Genomic DNA, 20,443 nt, shown 5'->3' with positions numbered 1-20,443 from the left:
TTTTATTCTATGATTTTATAGTCCTCTGCGGGCGGCTCTTCAACACTTCCAAATAATTTCCCTTTCCAATCGGTCCAATTATATTTTTTAGCGAATACAAATAGTAATAATGGGAATAGAATAAATACGGGCACAAACACATCCATAAAACCAGCCGCTGTTGGGCTGGACATATCTTTTAATATTGAATGCGTTTGGAAAGCGGTCCAATCGGCAGTTACCAACAAAGCCGTAAACAAATTATTGGCCGCATGAAATCCCAAAGCCAGTTCCATTCCTTCATCCATTAAGGTTAGGATACCCAAAAATAATCCTGTCCCGATATAATAAATCATAATTATGTAGCCCAATTGGGTTACTTCAGGATTAGCGATATGCAATCCTCCAAACACTACAGATGTCAACAGTAGCGGCATCCATTTGTTTTTGGTAATTACACCTATTCCCTGCATTAAATACCCTCGGAACAAATACTCTTCAAAGCTGGTTTGAAGTGGCACCATGACAATAGCTACAGCACAAAGAATTAAGAACGGCACCAATTTAAAGTTCAACACATAGCCTTCTGGATTCATGAAATAATCCAACAAGGACAGCCCTGTAGAGACAATTCCCCAGAAAATAAAAGCAAACCAAAAACGCTTCCAATCTATTTTTTGCCTACTCGTGGTTAACGAGCGAATACTTTGGTGATGAATAGTCTTTGCCACAAACAAAACACCTGCCAACCCCACCGCAAAAGACAGCAGCATTAAAAACAGGTTCAAATTTGACTCCAACATAGTCATCATAGTTTGCTCATTCATATTAAACATGTCCATCCCTTGGTTGTGAGCTTCCAAAAAAACGGCTCCTGTAAAAGGAATTTGCCCAATAATTACCGCAATAACTATAAGCAAAACCCCAACGGCATAGCGCCACCATTCGTGCAAAACCTTATATGCTTGTTCTATATACATATGTTATAAATTAAAATTCCAATGTAAAGTGTTATTGTAATGCAAAGCCCCTTTCTTGACTTCTAAAGGACTTTCAAAATTGTTGGTAAACAAACTCCCCGTCCCCAAACCTTGTGGTTGGTTTTGGTATAAGGTATAGGTCCATTGAGCAATGGCATTCAATCCAACATTGCTTTCTAAGGCACTAGTTACCCACCAGCCTATTTGCCGCTCTTCGGCCATTTTGATCCATTCTTCACTTCCATGATAACCTCCAATAAAACTTGGCTTTAAAATGATGAATTGCGGATTAATCGCATCTAAAAGCTTCGCTCTTTCCTTTGAATCGTAAACTCCTATTAACTCTTCATCCAATGCGATAGGCAAAGGCGTCTTTTCACACAAGGCTGCCATCTCTTCAAATTGCCCTTGCTTGATAGGCTGTTCAATGGAATGTAAATCCAAATTGGAAAGGCGTTTGAGCTTTTCTAATGCTTCTTCGGGAGTAAAGGCTCCATTGGCATCCACCCTAAGTTCTATATCCTTTGAACTAAACTCTTTTCTGATAGACTGCAACAGGCCAATTTCAGTATCGAAATCTATTGCGCCAATTTTCATTTTGATACAACCAAAACCAGTTTCAATTTTAGCAGCTATCTGTTGCTTCATAAAAGCTTCATCTCCCATCCAAATCAAACCGTTTATGGGAATGGCATCTGTCCTCTTTGTAAAATTGGTTTCAAACAACAAAAAGGGCGATGTGCTTGCCAAAGACCTAAAAGCCATTTCCAACCCAAATTGAATGCTTGGAAATTCTCGATTCTTTTCAAGCAAGGCATCTAAACCCATCTCAATGTTATTGCAAGTCCACTGCAACTGGTCTTCGTAATCTGGACGGTCATCGGCACTCAATCCTCTCAAGATTCCGCACTCTCCTATTCCTCGATTACCTTCGGATTCCAAAACAATAAACCAAGTCTCCTTAGTTCGTAATACGCCTCTTGAAGTGCCACTGGGCTGCTTAAAATTTAAAATGTATTGATGATACGTTGCTTTCATATACCCACAAAAATACACCTTAATTAAAACTTATGATGCATGCTTACCTGAAATTGCGCCTTGCCATTATTGGCCGTTTTTTGGTTCATCCAACCCAATTGAAAACGAATGGATTCATTCAACACATAACCAATTCCTAAATAGGTTCGGTTTCTGTCAAACAGTTCTACTTCTCTTCCGTCTCCAATATCGGTTTGGCCATTTATAAAGAGTTCGTTATAAAGCGCGGCATAAAACACCTTTGGACTTATTGTTTTTGCAGTGAAAGGAATATTGAGAAACAAATTGTAACGGTAGCGCGTTCTAAAATCCTGATCTTCCACAAAGCGCTGCTCATACCTAAATCGGTGGGTTAAATAGAAACGTCCACCTACTTTTTGCGGCAACAATGCTTCTTGATATATTCTACTTTCTGCATTGGTATCATTAGAGTCTCCTAATGCTCCCGAAGTAACATGAGCATAACCCAAAGTAAACAATACATCTGCTTCCTTTGGTTGATAGGTGACACCTGAACGTAATAACAACTGCTCCAAGTCTCCTATGATATTCCAATTGCGATATTGTACATCCCCTTGAATCCCAAATTGACTATTTTGAAATTGATGTTTGTAAAAATACATGTACCAACTCCCTGTTTGATTCTGATTTTGACTAAACAAAAACTGACTTGTAGTAATAAAGCACAACAAGGCTAAGGCACGGAAGGAAAAGGTCATAACAATAAAACTTTTAAGGAATATAAAATGAAAAAGACAATTAAAAATCTGTAATTTTAGAATTCAAATATCGCATTAAATGCCAGATTTTCCAAACATCATTCACTTTGCCATTCCTGTATTTATATTGGCCATGGCCATAGAGTTATACGTTACAACCAAGCAAAATTTAAAAGGATATCAAACCAAAGATGCCCTGTCTTCCATTGCCATGGGAATTGGCAATGTGCTCTTGGGATTTATAAGTAAAGGAATTGTGTTAATGGCATTGTTCTACATTTACAACCATTTTAGAATTATGACCATCCCAATAACATGGTGGAGTTTTGTATTGCTAATTTTTGCAGATGACTTTTCATATTATTGGTTCCACAGAATTAGCCATGAATGCCGGTTATTTTGGGCTTCGCATGTGGTTCACCATTCATCTGAACATTACAACCTAAGTACTGCGCTTAGACAAACTTGGTCTGGTGGATTTTATTCTTTTGTGTTTTGGTTGTGGTTGCCCCTTTTAGGATTTCATCCTGCCATGATTTTACTGCAAATGTCCATAAGCCTACTCTATCAGTTTTGGATTCATACGGAAGCAATCAACAAAATGCCCAATTGGTTTGAAGCCATTATGAACACGCCCTCCCATCACCGAGTACACCACGGCAGTAACCCTTTGTATTTAGACCGAAATCATGCCGGAATACTGATAATTTGGGATAAATTGTTTGGAACGTTTCAACCAGAATTGGAAGATGAAAAAGTGACTTATGGATTGGTAAAGAACATACATACCTACAACCCATTTAAAATAGCATTTTTGGAATGGTTTCAGATGTTTAAAGACTTCTTCCAAACAAAAATTTCTTTGAGAAGTAGAATCCTTTACTTGTTAAAGCCTCCGGGGTGGAGACATGACGGTAACGGAAAATTAAGTGATGATTTAAGAACGGAATGGCTAAATTCCAAGACCTTAGTTCAAGATCCTGAAAAGTAGCCATCCTAAATATATCAATCTACTTTTACTAAAGAGACCTCACCTATTTTAAGACCATTATCTAAAATAGGATCCCCTTTATAGGTAATTACAGGCTCTCCGTAAGCAACTACTTTTAAACGTCCCGATACATTGCATTGAAATGTTCCGTCTCCGTATGCTGTAATTTTAGTAGAATTATTGTTAACGTCTATGGTATTAACCGTAGCTTCCCCGTAAGCCGTAAACTTCTGATTCTCGATACTTCCTTTATCAATCCTTAAAAAGCTCTCTCCATAAATGGTCACTTTCAGATCTTTTAAAATAACCTCATTCATGTATACTTGCGATTCTCCATAAATATTCAGGGTTAATTTTGACATTTGCACAATGTCTTCAAATAGAAAACGCTCTTCGCCTCTTAATGAGAATTTATTGGCATCTTTATAAGTAACAACAGCTTTTACAATGGTGCCTTCATATAACGGCACCGAACCATATCCTGTTACCGTATTTTTATCATGGGTAGTTACAAATTGCGCGCCATCCAAATACAACTGAAGTGTTTTATTTTTGACTTCTACATTAAACTTTTCAATAGGTTCGCCCAACATCTCGACAAACACACTTTCTTTTTCTCCGCTTCTAAAAACAACCTCTATATGTGGACTCACAATAACCTTATCAAATGAAGATACTTCAAACGTGTTAGCCTGTCCAAAACCTAATTGAACAGCACTTAAAACAATAATGCATAAAAACGTAAATGGTAATTTAATCCTTTTCATAACCTTAAAATTTAATCTTTCTAGTATACAGATGAAGATTTGACTAGACTGTTACAGTTTACCAGTTAAAAAGTAAGCTTTTAGAACTTTGGGATTATAGCTCAATGCTCTCTCCTATTTCAAGAAGCATCAAATCTTTATTAGCATCAAAAAACTTGCGTTTGGCCTCTTCATGATCAATTTCAATATAGCCGAAGGTATCGTAATGGTAGCCCAACACCTTATCGCATTCTACAAAATCACTGGCCATAATGGCATCGTCCACATCCATTGTAAAATTATCCCCAATTGGCAGCACTGCCAAATCCAATTTGGTGCGCATCGGGATCAATTTCATGTCCATGGTCAATGCGGTATCTCCAGCGATATAAATATTTTTATGTTCTCCTTCAATCACAAAACCTCCCGGTTGGCCACCATAACTGCCATCTGGAAATGAGGACGTATGAATGGCGTTAACATATTTCACCACTCCAAATTCAAAATCCCATTTACCTCCATGGTTCATAGGGTGAACTTCAATCCCCTTGGACTCATAATGATTGGTCACTTCAAAATTGGAAACAATGATGGCATTGTTCTGCTTGGCAATAACCTCTGCATCCAAAGTGTGGTCTTGGTGGGCGTGAGTCAGCAAAATATAATCGGCTTTAATGGTCTCAATATCTATCTGGTCTGCTTTAGGGTTTCCAGTTATAAAAGGGTCTACAAGAATATGAACATCGTTTACTTCTATCTTAAGGCAGGCATGCCCGTAAAATGTAATTTTCATGGAATAATTGGTTATGGAATTAGTAAAACAAAAAAACTCAGATAAATTTAACAATTTATCTGAGTTTCAAAGCCCCAAATTTTATTGCCAACATATAGCATAAATTGTTGACCTACAAAATTATTACTGTAAAGATACAACCAAAGAACTGATTTACAATATTTTAAAGTTAAATTTTCTATAAAATATGCCCTATTCCCAGTAATAAAGAAAATAGAAAGGTTGTTAATGCAAGGGGTTTCAGCTGCTTGTCTAAATCTTCTGATGTTTTCGCTTTTTTGACACTGATCAAGTGCTTAACCAAAGGAATAAAGGCCAATACAAAAATTAAGTTAAATGGCGAATTATAATACAAAATTCCAAACAGTGCTGCACATAAAATAGCCCCTCCCACTAAAACATAGTGGTATATTTTAGCTTTTTGCTTTCCCAATCTTACCGCAATGGTAATTTTATTGGATAAGGTATCGGAATCTATATCTCTCATATTATTCAGATTCAAAACTCCTATACTCAATAGGCCCAAAGCAATTGCAGGTAATACTAATACGTGATCCAATTGTTTGGCATAAAGGAAATAGCTTCCCATAACACTTACCAAACCAAAAAATATGAATACAAAAACATCTCCCAAACCCCTATAGCCATATGCCGAATCTCCCATGGTATAATTGATGGCCGCATACACACAGGCCGCAGCCAACACAATAAAAATTATGGAATATACTAAATACTCATGGCCCAAAGCCACATAGATCAGGGACAATGACAACACAATCACTATTAAAATGTTAATCTTGATCGCCTCCATCATTTGTGTAGGCGTAATGCTTCCACTTTGAATGGCTCGTTGTGGGCCCAATCTGTTTTCGTTGTCGGTTCCCTTTACGCCATCACCATAATCATTGGCCAAATTGGATAGAATTTGAAAGCCAACGGTAGTCAACATCGCCAACACAAAAATAGCCATATCAAAAAAACCATTATAAGCTGCCAAACAGCTTCCAATAATAATCCCAGATAAAGACAAAGGCAAGGTACGCAAACGAAATGCTGAAATCCAGCTGCTAAGTTTACTCATAAAATAGTACTAGCTAATTAAGGAATCCACTTTTTGTCGAAGTTAGGCTTACGCTTTTCCAAAAAGGCATTTCTACCTTCTTTAGCCTCATCTGTCATATAGGCCAAACGCGTCGCTTCTCCCGCAAAAACTTGCTGCCCTACCATTCCGTCGTCGGTAAGGTTCATTGCGAATTTTAGCATTTTAATAGAAGTTGGGGATTTTGCCAATATTTCTTGAGCCCATTCAAAAGCGGTATCTTCCAATTCGGCATGAGGTATCACGGCATTTACCATTCCCATTTCAAAAGCTTCCTGAGCAGAATAATTTCTTCCCAAGAAAAATATTTCCCTGGCCTTTTTCTGCCCCACCATCTTGGCCAAATAAGCCGAACCATAACCACCGTCAAAACTAGTGACATCAGCATCGGTTTGTTTAAAAATGGCATGTTCCTTACTGGCCAGCGTTAGATCGCAAACCACATGTAAACTATGGCCGCCACCAACAGCCCATCCTGGCACCACAGCAATCACAGCTTTAGGCATAAAACGAATCAAGCGTTGTACTTCCAAAATATTTAAACGATGGTAACCATCCTCTCCAACATAACCTTGATGGCCTCTCGCCTTTTGATCTCCTCCACTGCAAAAAGAATACACGCCATCCTTAGTCGACGGTCCTTCAGCAGATAACAATACCACCCCGATATTTACATCTTCATTGGCATCGTAAAAGGCATCATATAATTCACTTGTTGTCTTAGGCCTAAAGGCATTCCTTACATTTGGCCTGTTGAACGCAATACGAGCGACACCATCGCATTTTTTATACGTGATATCTTCGTATTCCTTGGCCGTTTTCCAATTTATATTACTCATGATAATTAATTTCAGCGTAAAAATACATATTTACAACTAATATGAATTCATTTTTTTGGTAGGGAAAATCTTGCTCCCTAATTTTGTTTTGGTTGTTAGATTTTGTTAAGAAATGAAAGTATTGGAATCGCCTTTCGCTAAAAACGTGGAAGCCACTTATTGTATTGAAATAGGTGACTTTCATTTTTTCAGCAATTACGTAGTTGCCGAATTTAGGCAAGGTACCAACGTGGCCTTTAAGGATTTTGAGGAAATCTTTGATCTATGCGATGAGATTTTTGGAGACCAACCCTATGGCTTTATTTCCAACCGTGTGCACTCCTTTTCTGTAGACCTTGTAGATGCCCTTGAAAACAGCAGCAAAGTAAGCCATATTAAAGCTTATGCCGTTGTTACCTATAACCACAACACCAAACGTATGTTGGCCATTGAGGAACACTATTTCAGCATTAAAAGAAAGCGTTTCAATACACTCGCAGATGCTACCGAATGGGTTTTAGGCCAATTAGAATTCGCGCCTAAACCAAATAAATTCCATCCTCTTTAATCTCTATCAAGCGTTGCTTATAAAGATTACCAATCCCCTTTTTAAAGTTCTTCTTACTCATTTGAAGTACCTCCTTGATAAGTTCAGGATCGGATTTGTCCGTAAGTTCTAAATAACCACCATTATCCTTTAATTCCTTCAGAATAATATCGGCATTGGGCTCTATACTTCTATAGCCAATTTGCTCCAGTACAATATCCAACTTATTATCCTTGCGAATCTTCTTGACGAAACCTTTCAAGCGATCGCCCACACTTAAATCCTTAAAGATATTGTCTTTAAAAATGAGTCCCTGGTGTTTTTTGTTTACGATAACATTCATCCCAATTTCCGAAGGATGAGATACAATTACGTCTACTTCATCAAACACCTCAACCGTGAGATTCGTGTTATCCAAAAATCTATTGGTTTTGCTCGAAGCCACCAATCTTTCGGTTTCTTCATCCAGATAACAATGTACCAAATACCAACCGCCTTCTTTCATTTTAAAGACCTGCTCCTTAAACGGGCAGAACAGTTCCTTCACCATTCCCCAATCCAAAAAAGCTCCGAATTTGGTCACGGCATTACATCTTAAAAGGGCAAAATCGCCTTTTGTAATGTACGGTTGATCTGTAACAGCCACCAAACGCTCTTCGTTATCCAAATAAACAAAGACTTCCAATTCGTCTCCAATCTCAAAAGATTCCGGAACATAACGGTTGGGCAATAAAACCTCGTTATCTTCCTTATCCGACAAAAACAAACCAGGCTCGGTTTCTCTTACAATTTCTAAAGTATTGTATTCTCCAATGTGTATCATTCGGCAAAGTTAAGCATAATAGTGAACCCAAAAACAAAAAGCGCTACATCTTTGTAGCGCTTTTCTATTCTTATATCGAAGGATTAATAAACCGTTTCCTTACTGAAATGTTTGGTCAACAAATAATAGACTACCACTCTATATTTTGTCCTATTAGAGCGCCCATAATTATCTATCACGGAATTAATAGCTGCGTCCAATTCTGGAGTATCCTCAAGCCCCAATTTTTTAATCAAGAAATTGGTTTTTACTCGTTCCAATTCCGAAACATCAGAACTGGAGACTGTCGCAGAATCTGCATTATAAATAGACGGTCCACAGCCAATGGTAATTTTGGTAAGCAAATCCATCTCAGGTTCCAATCCAAACTTATCTTTTAGCTCTGCGGCGTACTTAATGATTAATTCTTCGCGCTTGTTCATAAGCTTTGTTGTGTTTTTAATTATTAGAAATGGACTTTAAAGATATGCATTTTTTTATGCAGAAATCAGTTTAAGCCTTTTCTCTATTAACGTATAAACTTAAAATAGTTCAGCAATACTTCATCATTTACCGTACTAGGAGTAAAGATTTCCAATAATTTTGGTTGCTCAGATTCATTATAAAAATCCGCTAAAGCTGCGGATAAACCTTCTTCATTATCTGCCGTTTGATAGTCCAAACCATACATGACACATAAATGCTTCGCCGTTAAATGGTGTTTGGTTTCAAAGAACATATCAAAATTTTCTGTATTCTTATGCCCTGGAAGAATTCTAAAAATCCCACCTCCGTAATTATTGATGACAATGATTCTAAATGACTTCGGAATATGATTGTTCCACAACGCATTACTATCGTACAAGAAGCTCAAATCTCCCGTAATAAATGTAGTTTGGGATTCATTGGCGTGAGCAAACCCAATCGCCGTACTTGTGCTACCGTCGATACCACTAGTTCCTCTATTGCAATACACTGCCACCGTTGGATTCCCTTTAAACAGTTGAGCATATCTAATAGCTGAACTATTCCCCATTTGCAAATTTGTATGATCCGGAATGCTCTTCAACAACTTTGAAAACACCTTAAAATCACAAAAAGGAATTTCCTCCATGTATTCACTGTGTTTTTCTCTTCTATGTGTTTTTACCGCTTTCCAAACTTGCTTGTAATTACTTTTCTTGATATGGGTTAACTTGGGCAATAAGCTTTCAAAAAATTGGTTTGGAGACACCTTAAAGTGTTTTTCCAAACAGAAAAATGTGTCATTGGCTTTCTTCTCATCTACATGCCAATGCTGTTTTGGTTTATATTTTCGTAAAAAGGCTTTTATTTTCTTTGAAACAATCAAACCTCCAAACGTAATCAAAATGTCTGGCTGCAATTCCTTAAACTCTTCATCGGTTAAAGGCGCAATGAGTTTGTCGATACTAGGAAAGAACTCTTTATGGTGTAAATTGGAAGGCGTTTCGGTAAATACCAACACACTATTGTCATTTGCCAACTCTTCAATCCACTTTGCTTCCAAAGCATTTGGACCATTCACCCCTACTAAAATCATTTTTTTGGAAGCATTGCTCCAATCTTCCAAGCAGAGCTTGAGCTCTAAAGCATCCATTTTTTTAGGCTTAACTTCTGGCTTAATGACCTTCGGATTCACATTTAATTTATCTGCTATCTCATATAAAGGTTCATCAAAAGGAATATTGATGTGAACGGGCCCTTTTCTGGTTAGCGCAATATTGATGGCGTCATTGATTTCGTGTTCGTTCTCTTCCTGAAGCTCCTGTTTCAATCCTAAAAAACGCTCTAACTTATGTTCTATGCTTTTTATAATCGCAGGTTCATCGTCGTCCGAAGGTTTTGCTTTCACATCCAAATCCTGCTTTAAATTGGCCGAATACAAAATGTGATTTTTAAACACATTTTCTTGGTTTATGGTCTGTCCATCACCAATTCCTACCAAATATTTAGGACGATCTGCAGATAACACCACCAAAGGAATATCACTATAATAAGCTTCGGCAACTGCTGGATAATAGTTCAACAAGGCACTTCCCGAAGTACAAACCACGGCCACAGGTTCTTGAATACTTTGAGCAATACCTAAGGCAAAAAACGCTGCACATCGCTCATCTACAATGCTATAACAAGTAAAATATTCGTCGTTGGTAAACCCTATGGTTAAGGGAGCGCTGCGGCTACCTGGAGAAATAACAATATGTTTTATGTTCTTGGCTTTACAAAGCTGTACTACAGTTTGTGCGAGTGGAATCGCGGAATATTTCATGAATCGAGTATCTACAAATGAGCTGTAAAATTAAGCATTCTATGAATTATACTAAATTAAAAGGACGTTTATTCAGTATAGCTTTTTAAATTTTATTTACCCAGAACAAAGCCTTTCTTTTATCTTCATTTCTGAACAGAATTCAAGACTTTTTTCATGGTTTTGGATTTGTTTACGGTTTCCTCCCATTCCAATTCCGGATTAGAATCTTTGGTAATGCCTCCACCAACATAAATCAAAGCCGCATCATCCTTAAGCTGCATACAGCGCAAGTTCACATATAAATCGGTCACCGTTTTTACAGTATCGTAAGCATTGTTTTCGATGTTTCTTCGTTTAGTATTGCGAGCGTTCTTCTCCTTAAGATTAAGTTCCCCAAGAAAACCTGTGTAGTAAGTACGATTGTAATGCTCCTTTTCAATAATAAATGCTTTTGAAGCTAGTTTTGGCAATCCACACACCGCTGGTGTTGGATGCAATCTTTTAATAACTTCTTCCAAATTGCCATTCAAAGTCCCACTAATCTTGGTTTGAATATGAAGCAGTCCTCCCGCCCTTACAGTGGTTGGCTCTGTAACGCTTAAATTGCCCATAACACCTTGGAGACTTTCCACAATAAAATCGGTGACGAATTGTTGCTCCTGCTGTTCTTTAACTCCCCAAACTACATCTTCTGTATCTTTATAAGCCTGTGTTCCAGCCAAAGCCATTGTAGACATCCTGTTATTTTCAACCTTCAGCAAGGTTTCAGGCGTTGCCCCAAGCCACAATCCTATTTTAGGGTGATACCAACAATACACGAAAGCCGTTGGATATATTGCTAATAATTTTTGGAACAACTCGATAGGATTCGGAGTATCCAAGATAATCTTTTCCTGCCTTGAAAGGACCACTTTTTCAAAGGCTCCTTGCTGAATGGCATTCACCCCTTCTTTCACTAAATCCACATGTTGCCTTTTGTATGCTTCAAGATTGGATGAAAACAATGAATTCTCTCCTGCTTCAAAGTCCTTTACATCGTAGGTTTTCAATTCATGGATCTCTGAATTCTGCAAAGGAATTAAAACCATCTGTTGCGTATTATCAAACGGCGCCATGACAAACCCTTGTTCGGAAAAATCCTTTACAAAATGTAAGCTATCATCCACTTGAACCAAGGCCTTTATTGCCTTTTTATTCGGTTTTCTATAAAGCACAAAAGGACGTTGGGATTTGTAGAAATCCTGAAATGGTGTCAAAAATGCATCTAGTTCCATTACTTATTCTTAGGCAGGGAAATGGTGGACAACTTACATACAGAAATCAAATTGTCCTCATCGTCGGTCACACGAATATCCAAGAGCTGGGTCGTTCTTCCCTTATGGATAAAAGTGGCTTTTGCATAAACGTTGCCTTCTCGAATTCCTTTCAGGTGATTGGCCGTAATTTCTATACCTCTCACAAAAAACTTTTCGGAATCCACAAAAATATGAGAAGCAAAGCTCCCTACACTCTCAGCTAGTGCCGCAGTAGCCCCTCCATGCAACACCCCGTCTGGTTGGTGAACTCTAGAATCCACAGGCATTTTGGCTACCAAAAAGTCCTCCCCAAAGTCCACAATTTCAATATTCAAGGTTTCCATCAAGGTATTTTTACATTGTTCATTGGCACGTTGCAGAACCTCTTCTTTCGATAATTGCATAGAAATAGTGTAATTTTAAAGTCGATTGTAAAAATACAAAACCAAGACTAATAATGAATTTATCCGAAAAGGAAATCAGCTATACTACCACAAATTCGTACGCTACCCTCAACCAACTTACAGAACGCACCAAGAATATTTGGTTTGTTTGCCATGGCATGGGCTATTTAAGTCGTTATTTCTTGAGGCATTTTGAACATTTGAATACTGAAGAAAACTACATCGTTGCTCCACAGGCACAGAGTAAATACTACATTCCTCCAAAACTAAGACATGTGGGAGCAAGTTGGCTTACCAAGGAAAATACGCTTAAGGAAACTGAAAATGTGATGCGCTATTTTGATGCCGTTTGGGAAGCAGAACAATTCCCTGCGGATAAAAGATTGATTGTCTTAGGCTATTCCCAAGGGGTTAGCGTCTCTATGCGTTATTTGTCCAAACGGAAACTGCAATGCCATGAATTAATCATTCATTCCGGTGGCATTCCAAAAGAATTGACTCCTGAAGATTTCAACTATATGAATCCCTCTACGAAAGTATCTCTTCTATACGGCACCGAAGATGAATACTTAACAAAAGAACGCATGGAAACAGAAATCAACAAAGCAAATTTGCTATTTCCAAATACCTTAAAAATCATTTCTTTTGAAGGTAAACATGTGGTGAATACAAAACTTATTTCTGATTTGATATAAGCCAAAACGCCTCCCAAAATCTTAAATTGAAAGCTTATGAGGTAAAACTTCATATGAAAAACCAACAAATATGTTTAAATAACCTCAATTTAAGATATCCCATGGTCATTCATACTGACTCATATTTAACATTTTAAATTAAACACCCTAATTTTCAAAAATATTATCAAAAGACAAGACTTCTAACGCTCTTTTTCATAAAAATTATTTTACATCTGTTAAAAAGTAAGGGATTTCATGAAAATTAACAAATATTCATATATTTGAGGCAGAAGCCACACGTCTTCTTTTTATCAACATAATGCTTAAATTTTAATAATTTATGAAACTAAAACTACCTAACTATTTCTTAGGAGCTTTTTTAGGAGCTTCATTTTTTGCAAACGCTCAAAACTATGAACCATTATTGGTGAGTTCGGGATTTACTGAAGACATTATAGCTAACGGCCCTGGTTCTTCTTTATACTCAACCACAGAAGATGCAGATGGCGCCTACTACGCCTTTATGAGTAATGATTTTAACCCTGATGGAGCAACAACTTTAACCAATGCCCTTCCTACGGACGGACTTTTTACTTCTATAACAACAAATGGCTTAATCTTTCAGTTGGCCGACTATAGCAGCAATAACTCCCTACGCCTTGTTGGTGAAAACGCAAGTGGTACAGTAACCTTTTCCAATTCTATACAAGCTACCACGCTATTTGTTGTTGGAACCTCTGGAAGCGGGGATTCTGATTTCACTACAACAGTAACATTTTCAGATAATTCAACACAAACTTTCGATGCAGTGACAATGCCCGATTGGTATTACAAAACAACTCAGCCCAGAGCACTACAAGGTTTTGGCCGTGTTAACAAAAATACAGATGAATATACCACTGGAGGAACAAACCCAAGATTATACCAAATAAAATTGGAGCTTTCACCTGAAAATTACGGGAAACAAATTCAAAGTATAACAATCACAAAATCTGAAAGTGGAGGTGTATTAAATATCATGGCCTTTTCTGCCGAGTTAGCCCCATCTTGCCTACCAATTTATAACCTTGAAGCCTCTACAGGCCCTAGCAGTGCGGAAGTAACTTGGAGTTTGCCTACAATAGTTCCTTCTAATGGATTTGACTACTACTTATCCACTGAAAGTACAGCCCCTGATGCCACTACAGAACCAACGGGTAATTTAAGTGCTTCTACAACATCCTTATCATTTCCAGAATTAGCAACTGGTACAACTAACTATTTATGGATTCGCTCCAACTGTGGAGGATATGACTTAGGAGATTGGTTATTGGTAAAATTTACTCCCGGACAGGCTAGCGCTACATATACACAAGGAGATATAAACACACATATGACCTATAGTTACTATATAACACCTACTTCTACCACAACTTGTCCAGGCCTATTAACAGTAACTGTTCCTGAAGGCTATCAGGTATCCAATGTAGGGGTATCTTACAGCATGACTTCCCAAAACTACGCCTATAGATCAGAAGCAAGATCCTTATTAGTTTGCAACACTACAGGCAACCAAGAAACAGAACTTTTTAAAGGCACAGGAACAATGGGGACACATAACTATAACCGAGATAATTTAACTATAGCCAATGGAGCGACTGGAACTGTAGAATTTGAACTTAGAGCATGGAGAACATATGGGGGCGCTCCAGACTCTTGTAATGACACTTATATAAAGGTAGACAATAATACTTGGACAGTTACTGTAACCTACGAACCTACAGCTTTATCGACTCCTAGTTACAAACTTGAGGAGTTATCTATTTACCCAAATCCAGCGAACAATGTTGTTACAGTAAAAGCAGGTGAAGAAATTTCAGATATTACTGTTTTTAATCTTTTAGGGCAAGTTGTATTAAATAAAAATGGGAATGGTCTTACTGAAGAACTAAACATCTCTTCTTTGGCTAAAGGCAACTACATTTTAAAAACCACTACTACAACCGGAAAACAAGGTACTACAAAATTGATAAAGCAATAAGCTTGAATAATTCCATAAAAAAGGGAAACATTTAGTTTCCCTTTTTTATTTTTGGAGGATTCCTCCATAAAGCTTATCTGCCATCAGTCTTTGAATTTTAAAAATTAAGGCACCTAGTAAAATTAGGATATATCCATATATTTGGCATCGGAAGACAAGAGTCTTCCGTTTTTATTATTACAACGCCTAAATTTTTAAATTTTTATGAAATTAAAATTACCTGCTTTATTATTGGGAACCTTTTTAGGAACTTCTCCTGCAATAAACGCACAAAATTATGAACCCTTATTAATAAATACTGGATTTACAGAAGACATTATTGCCGAAGGTAGCGGGTCTGCCTTATATTCCACTACAGAATCCCTAGATGCCACAGACTGGAGTTTAATGAGTAATGATTTTAATCCAGATGGATCGACAAATTTAGAGAATGCCCTTCCTACAAATGGTTTCTTCTCTTCAGAAGCAACATCTGGACTTAACTTTCAATTAGGAGATTACAGTGGTAGTAATTCACTTCGCCTTGTTACTCAAGAAACAAGCGGAACCTTGACTTTTAACAATTCTGTCCAAGCCTCTAAATTATTTATTGTAGGAACTTCTGGGAGCAACAGCTCTGAATTTTCAACAACCATTACCTTTACGGATAATTCAACTCAAACCTTCACTCCTTCCTTAATGCCTAATTGGATGGGGAGTACATCACAACCTAGGGCATTAATTGGGTTTAGCCGAGTTAACAGAAATACAGATGTAATTGAAGTAAACACCTTAAACCCTAGATTATACCAAATACAATTAGACATTCTACCTGCAAATTATGGGAAAACAATTCAAAACATAGAAATTATAAAAACCTCCGCTTCGGGAGTCTTAAATATTATGGCAATTTCTACTGAATTATCCCCTTCATGTTTGCCTATATATAATGTTGAAGCTGAAACAGAAGCAACAAGTGCAGTGATATCTTGGGGCATTCCCGATCTTCCTCCTTCTAATGGTTATGATTACTATTTATCCACAGACAGCACAAGTCCTAACTCCACAACAGAACCTACAGGAAACCTAGACGCATCAACTACTTCTCTGTCGCTCTCCAAATTAACGACTGCAACCTCCTATTATTTTTGGATTCGTTCAAACTGTGGGGGCTATGATTTAGGAGATTGGTCAATGATTTCATTTACTCCTGGACAAATTAATGCAACTTACACAGAGAGGGACATTGAAACCCAAAAAGGAGTACCCTCTAGTGTAACTGGAGAAAATGCATGCCCCGGAACACTGACAGTTTCTATTCCTGAAGGATATCAAGTCGCAAATGTTTCTGTATCATACAATATGTCTGCTCTAGGTTATGGCCACAAATCCGACCAAAGATCTATTCTAGCATGCAATACAACAGGAAATACTGAACCCAACATCTACTATGGATATGGCACCACAGGTACACATATCTACAACCGTAACAATATTGACATAGCTAATGGAGCTACAGGCGATGTTGAATTTGAACTTAGAGCTTGGAGATCCTGGGGAGGTACAACTGGAGAATGTAGCACAGCCTACAACAAGGTAGACAACAATACGTGGACCATTACCGTAACCTACGAAGCTGCTTTGTCTACTCCAAATTATGATTTAGAGCAATTGTCTGTATTTCCAAATCCTGCAACCAATGTGGTGACTGTAAAAGCTGGAGAGCAAATTTCAGACATCACTATTTTTAACTTGTTAGGTCAGGTTGTATGGAACCACAAAGGAAATAGCCTATCTGAAGAAATAAACATTTCTACTTTGGCTCAAGGTAATTACGTACTAAAAACTTCTACCACAACAGGTAAACAAGCCACTACAAAATTAATCAAGCAGTAAGCTTATATAATTCCATAAAAAAAGGGAAACATCTAGTTTCCCTTTTTTTTATTCAAAAATCTTTCATCTAGTCAACCTCCTTACAATATCTTTTACAGGAAGAATCTCATGAGTGTATTCTATACTTGGTCCTGCCACCCAAACTGTTTTATAGGTAGCTTTTAATGCTGCATTCTCTGTGGCTTTCATACCTAAGTAGAACCTTAACATTTTCACCCATTTCTTCAACTTTTTGTTTTTATTCAAAACCGTTTCCAACCAAGTAGACTTAGTCCCTATTTTTTGTACATAAGGTGTATTGATAACCGTACACGGCGTTCCCGAAATTTTTTCGGTCATCACAATATCCTTTTTCCCGTAATCGACACAAGCCTGTTTGTATTCTTGAGTCACTCCAGCTTCTTGTGAGGCAATAAACGGACTTCCTACCGAAACTCCTGCAGCACCGTATTTCAACATTTCATCTACATGTGCTTTGGTACCAACTCCTCCAGCCGAAATCACAGGAATATTACAATGTGCTTTGATTTCCTTAATGAATTGCTCAGGTGACATTTCCCCACGGTGCCCTCCTGCTTGATTGTTTACGGCAATCACAGCGTCTGCTCCAAGCTCAGTTACTTTTTTGGCATAAGCAAGATCCGTAACATCGCAAAACACTTTTATGCCATATTTATGGGCTTCACGAATGGTTTCTTCAGGACTCCCTAAAGAGGTGATAATAAAATCACAGCCCTCTTCACATAATAACTTTAACTGCTCTTTGTATTTAACGTTCGATTTATTGACTATCAAATTAAAGCCAAAAGAACCTCCTTGGGGCTTTGCAGCCTTCAGTTCCTTTATAGCTTCCTGTAATTCCGGAAGCGTTCTATAATTTAAAGCGGGAATACAACCTGCAATACCTTCTTCCATGGCTTCTTTCACCATAGCTACATTGGACACCAAAAACATTGGTGCCATGATAATAGGGTATTTGATGTCTAAAATTTCTGTAAGTTGGGGTCCCATATAGTTTGCTTATACAACAAATATAAGCATTTTACTATGCGCGCATAACAAGAAGTGGATTTCTAATCTAAAAATTGATAGTATGCACATTTTAAGTAAGCTCCCTCTGGGAAGTTCACAGGATGGTCAATATCATGTTGAGTTTTTAACACCAATTTAAACTTCCTCCCCTCACTACTTAATACTTGATTGTTAATATCAAAAAAGGCTTGAGCAATCACCCTTGAAGAACAGGAAGCTAACACCAAGAGACCTTTTTTAGCCGTTAATTGCGTGCCCAATGTTGCTAACTGAGCATATTTTTTTTTCGCCAAATCAACTTCGGAAGCTTGTTTTGCAAAACTAGGCGGATCAATGACCACCACGTCAAATGTTTTTCCTTTCCGAATTAGATTTTCCAATTCTTTGAACGCATCACCTGCGATGGTGTTATGTACACCTAAATAATCATTTAATTTTCCATTGGCTACGGCCACTTCTAAAGCCTGCTTACTAATATCCAAACTAGTTACTGAAGTAGCCCCGTTATATAGCGCATGAACTGAAAACCCTCCTGCATAAGAAAACACATCCAACACGGTTTTGCCTTTGCTCCATTCCCCCACCTGTTTTCTATTGGCCCGATGATCTAAAAAATAGCCTGTTTTATGACCTTTAATAACATTGGCTGAGAAATTCACGCCGTGTTCTACAAATTTCACAACCTCATCCTCCAACACCCCATAAACTACAGAGCCGTCAACTAGTTTTTGATTGGATATATTTTGAAGATTTCGGCTTAAACGAATCACTACGGTTTCAGAGCCAGATACTTCTTGCATCATCGGCAAAATAACTTCTAAATAAGGAAGCCAAATTTCAGAATACAACTTCACTACCAATACCGAAGCGTACACATCGGCTATCAAGCCTGGGAAACCATCATTTTCGCCAAAAATCAATCGGTAACTGTTTGTATTAGTCTGTAACAATTCAAGCCTTCTTGCATAAGCCTCATTTATTCGCCTTTGAAAAAACTCAGTATTAACTTCCACTTTTTCATTCCCGCTATAGAGCATTTTGATTTGGATTGGAGAATTAGCATCGTACAGCCCCAGCCCTATCACTTTATTCTTGTTTTTACTGAAAACAATAGCCAAATCACCCGCTTTAGCATCCTCATTAATTTTGACAATACTGTTTGAAAACACCCACGGATGCCCCTTTACAACAAACTGTTCTCCTTTGGCATTCAACTTTACCGCCAAACGCTTGGGCTGATAATTAGACTTTATATTTTCAAAAAATGGCATAGCTAATATATGAGTGTTCAAAATTATGGGTTTTAATTGGATTCGGATAAATAAAAAAAAAGATTTCCTTTAAACCATCATTCTATAGCATAATTGAATTCGATACTATTTAGAAGAAGGAAAAAAAATGATAGTGATCAAGTTAACAATAAAGAACTTTATAGCATTTTCTCAAATAGTAAGAGCCTAATAGTTGTCCAAAATAGGATTATATTTACATTTTTCGTTATCACAAATAAAATAACAAATTAAAATATTATATTTGAGTAAGTTCCGAATTCAATTCAAAATGTCCTACCCCAAAAACATTAAAAAGAATACCAAATTAACAAGCAAATGTATTTCTATGAAAAATGTTTTAATAGTTGGAGCTTCAGGTCATTCAAAAGTAATTATTGATATTATACACAAAACTAAAGCTTACAACATTGTGGGCTTTATAGATTCTTTTAAAAAGAAAGGGGATATTGTTTATGGATACAAAATTTTAGCAAACTTCACTGACATAGATGAGATTATTTTAAACTATGATATCTACGGAATTATAATTGGTATTGGTGACAATCATACGAGAAAGGAATGCAAAGAGAAAATCAATAAAATTTCATCCTATATAAAATTTGTATCAGTAGTTCATCCAAGTGCTATATTAGCAAATGATATTACGATCCCTGATGGAACTGTAATTATGGCTGGAGTAGTTATAAATGCCGATGCCAAATTAGGAGAATTTTGTATTTTAAATACCAACTCTTCCCTTGGCCATGATAGTATTATGGAAGATTATTCAAGTTTGGCCCCCGGAGTTACAATTGGAGGCAATGTTAAAATAGGATATTGTTCTGCCGTTTGCCTTAAAGCTTCCATTATAAACAATGTACATATTGGTCAACACACAGTTATTGGTGCTGGATCCGTAGTGGTCAAAAATATTGGAGATCATACCGTTGCTTATGGTATACCTGCAAAAACTATTAGAGAAAGAAAACCGAACGCCAAGTATTTACTGTGCTCAAATTTGCAAAAGCAACAGAACTCAATATCTCCATCTTAGAAACAATCATTGTACATATTTTTTCAAGGAA

20 protein-coding genes are annotated in these 20,443 nt (G+C 37.3%); 6 read left to right on the top strand and 14 right to left on the bottom strand.

Annotated features, from left to right (window positions below):
- Nucleotides 1–2: 2 nt before the first annotated feature.
- From ZA06_RS11745 to ZA06_RS11735, 3 genes are read right to left on the bottom strand one after another with little or no spacing between them, the layout of a single operon-like run.
- Nucleotides 3–959, bottom strand: a complete 957-nt coding sequence (locus ZA06_RS11745) for a CPBP family intramembrane glutamic endopeptidase (RefSeq protein WP_053977672.1) — start codon at nucleotides 957–959, stop codon at nucleotides 3–5.
- A 3-nt stretch (nucleotides 960–962) separates the two neighbouring features.
- A complete protein-coding gene (locus tag ZA06_RS11740; protein WP_053977671.1) occupies nucleotides 963–1,997 on the bottom strand; it encodes an o-succinylbenzoate synthase in 1,035 nt (344 codons plus the stop codon).
- 23 nt (nucleotides 1,998–2,020) lie between these two features.
- Complete coding sequence (locus ZA06_RS11735; RefSeq protein ID WP_053977670.1) at nucleotides 2,021–2,716, bottom strand: DUF2490 domain-containing protein; 696 nt, start codon at nucleotides 2,714–2,716, stop codon at nucleotides 2,021–2,023.
- Nucleotides 2,717–2,795: 79 nt separating this feature from the next.
- Between ZA06_RS11735 and ZA06_RS11730 the strand changes: the two genes are divergently transcribed.
- Complete coding sequence (locus ZA06_RS11730; RefSeq protein WP_053977669.1) at nucleotides 2,796–3,707, top strand: sterol desaturase family protein; 912 nt, start codon at nucleotides 2,796–2,798, stop codon at nucleotides 3,705–3,707.
- A gap of 14 nt (nucleotides 3,708–3,721) precedes the next feature.
- Here ZA06_RS11730 and ZA06_RS11725 read toward each other — a convergent pair whose 3' ends face one another.
- The 4 genes from ZA06_RS11725 to ZA06_RS11710 all read right to left on the bottom strand — a co-directional run bounded on the left by ZA06_RS11725 (nucleotide 3,722) and on the right by ZA06_RS11710 (nucleotide 7,184).
- On the bottom strand, nucleotides 3,722–4,474 hold the full coding sequence (locus ZA06_RS11725; RefSeq protein WP_053977668.1) for a GIN domain-containing protein: 753 nt from the start codon (nucleotides 4,472–4,474) through the stop codon (nucleotides 3,722–3,724).
- A gap of 94 nt (nucleotides 4,475–4,568) precedes the next feature.
- Nucleotides 4,569–5,246, bottom strand: a complete 678-nt coding sequence (locus tag ZA06_RS11720) for a metal-dependent hydrolase (RefSeq protein WP_053977667.1) — start codon at nucleotides 5,244–5,246, stop codon at nucleotides 4,569–4,571.
- A 178-nt stretch (nucleotides 5,247–5,424) separates the two neighbouring features.
- Nucleotides 5,425–6,327, bottom strand: coding sequence for a 1,4-dihydroxy-2-naphthoate octaprenyltransferase (gene menA, locus ZA06_RS11715; RefSeq protein ID WP_053977666.1), 903 nt, complete (start codon nucleotides 6,325–6,327; stop codon nucleotides 5,425–5,427).
- 17 nt (nucleotides 6,328–6,344) lie between these two features.
- A complete protein-coding gene (locus ZA06_RS11710) occupies nucleotides 6,345–7,184 on the bottom strand; it encodes a 1,4-dihydroxy-2-naphthoyl-CoA synthase (protein WP_053977665.1) in 840 nt (279 codons plus the stop codon).
- Nucleotides 7,185–7,296: 112 nt separating this feature from the next.
- On the opposite strand from ZA06_RS11710, the gene ZA06_RS11705 reads away from it, so the two are divergent.
- On the top strand, nucleotides 7,297–7,731 hold the full coding sequence (locus tag ZA06_RS11705; RefSeq protein WP_053977664.1) for a hypothetical protein: 435 nt from the start codon (nucleotides 7,297–7,299) through the stop codon (nucleotides 7,729–7,731).
- On the opposite strand, the gene ZA06_RS11700 is transcribed toward ZA06_RS11705, so the two are convergent.
- The 5 genes from ZA06_RS11700 to ZA06_RS11680 all read right to left on the bottom strand — a co-directional run bounded on the left by ZA06_RS11700 (nucleotide 7,703) and on the right by ZA06_RS11680 (nucleotide 12,483).
- Complete coding sequence (locus ZA06_RS11700) at nucleotides 7,703–8,533, bottom strand: CvfB family protein (protein ID WP_053977663.1); 831 nt, start codon at nucleotides 8,531–8,533, stop codon at nucleotides 7,703–7,705. The genes ZA06_RS11705 and ZA06_RS11700 overlap by 29 nt on opposite strands.
- A gap of 83 nt (nucleotides 8,534–8,616) precedes the next feature.
- Nucleotides 8,617–8,955 carry a DUF2853 family protein gene (locus ZA06_RS11695; RefSeq protein WP_053977662.1) on the bottom strand — a complete coding sequence of 113 codons (339 nt, stop codon included), beginning with the start codon at nucleotides 8,953–8,955 and terminating at the stop codon, nucleotides 8,617–8,619.
- Between the two features lie 86 nt (nucleotides 8,956–9,041).
- A complete protein-coding gene (menD, locus tag ZA06_RS11690; protein WP_053977661.1) occupies nucleotides 9,042–10,802 on the bottom strand; it encodes a 2-succinyl-5-enolpyruvyl-6-hydroxy-3-cyclohexene-1-carboxylic-acid synthase in 1,761 nt (586 codons plus the stop codon).
- A 125-nt stretch (nucleotides 10,803–10,927) separates the two neighbouring features.
- A complete protein-coding gene (locus tag ZA06_RS11685; RefSeq protein ID WP_053977660.1) occupies nucleotides 10,928–12,058 on the bottom strand; it encodes a chorismate-binding protein in 1,131 nt (376 codons plus the stop codon).
- Complete coding sequence (locus ZA06_RS11680; RefSeq protein WP_053977659.1) at nucleotides 12,058–12,483, bottom strand: PaaI family thioesterase; 426 nt, start codon at nucleotides 12,481–12,483, stop codon at nucleotides 12,058–12,060. The genes ZA06_RS11685 and ZA06_RS11680 overlap by 1 nt, the downstream gene beginning before the upstream one ends.
- 53 nt (nucleotides 12,484–12,536) lie before the next feature.
- On the opposite strand from ZA06_RS11680, the gene ZA06_RS11675 reads away from it, so the two are divergent.
- The 3 genes from ZA06_RS11675 to ZA06_RS11665 all read left to right on the top strand — a co-directional run bounded on the left by ZA06_RS11675 (nucleotide 12,537) and on the right by ZA06_RS11665 (nucleotide 17,055).
- Nucleotides 12,537–13,178: an alpha/beta hydrolase gene (locus tag ZA06_RS11675; RefSeq protein WP_053977658.1), complete on the top strand. Its 642-nt coding sequence runs from the start codon at nucleotides 12,537–12,539 to the stop codon at nucleotides 13,176–13,178.
- A 322-nt stretch (nucleotides 13,179–13,500) separates the two neighbouring features.
- Nucleotides 13,501–15,180, top strand: coding sequence for a T9SS type A sorting domain-containing protein (locus ZA06_RS11670; protein WP_053977657.1), 1,680 nt, complete (start codon nucleotides 13,501–13,503; stop codon nucleotides 15,178–15,180).
- Nucleotides 15,181–15,384: 204 nt separating this feature from the next.
- Complete coding sequence (locus tag ZA06_RS11665; protein ID WP_053977656.1) at nucleotides 15,385–17,055, top strand: T9SS type A sorting domain-containing protein; 1,671 nt, start codon at nucleotides 15,385–15,387, stop codon at nucleotides 17,053–17,055.
- Between the two features lie 63 nt (nucleotides 17,056–17,118).
- Here ZA06_RS11665 and ZA06_RS11660 read toward each other — a convergent pair whose 3' ends face one another.
- Complete coding sequence (locus ZA06_RS11660) at nucleotides 17,119–18,066, bottom strand: NAD(P)H-dependent flavin oxidoreductase (protein WP_053977655.1); 948 nt, start codon at nucleotides 18,064–18,066, stop codon at nucleotides 17,119–17,121.
- A gap of 62 nt (nucleotides 18,067–18,128) precedes the next feature.
- Nucleotides 18,129–19,358 carry a class I SAM-dependent rRNA methyltransferase gene (locus tag ZA06_RS11655; RefSeq protein WP_053977654.1) on the bottom strand — a complete coding sequence of 410 codons (1,230 nt, stop codon included), beginning with the start codon at nucleotides 19,356–19,358 and terminating at the stop codon, nucleotides 18,129–18,131.
- Nucleotides 19,359–19,704: 346 nt separating this feature from the next.
- Here ZA06_RS11655 and ZA06_RS11650 point away from each other — a divergent pair, with 346 nt between their 5' ends.
- Nucleotides 19,705–20,412, top strand: a complete 708-nt coding sequence (locus tag ZA06_RS11650) for an acetyltransferase (protein WP_168155225.1) — start codon at nucleotides 19,705–19,707, stop codon at nucleotides 20,410–20,412.
- Nucleotides 20,413–20,443 lie beyond the last annotated feature (31 nt).

Source organism: Mangrovimonas xylaniphaga (assembly GCF_001280435.1).
GTDB classification, from domain to species: Bacteria; Bacteroidota; Bacteroidia; order Flavobacteriales; family Flavobacteriaceae; genus Mangrovimonas_A; species Mangrovimonas_A xylaniphaga.
This window is presented reverse-complemented; position numbering and strand designations above follow the sequence as displayed.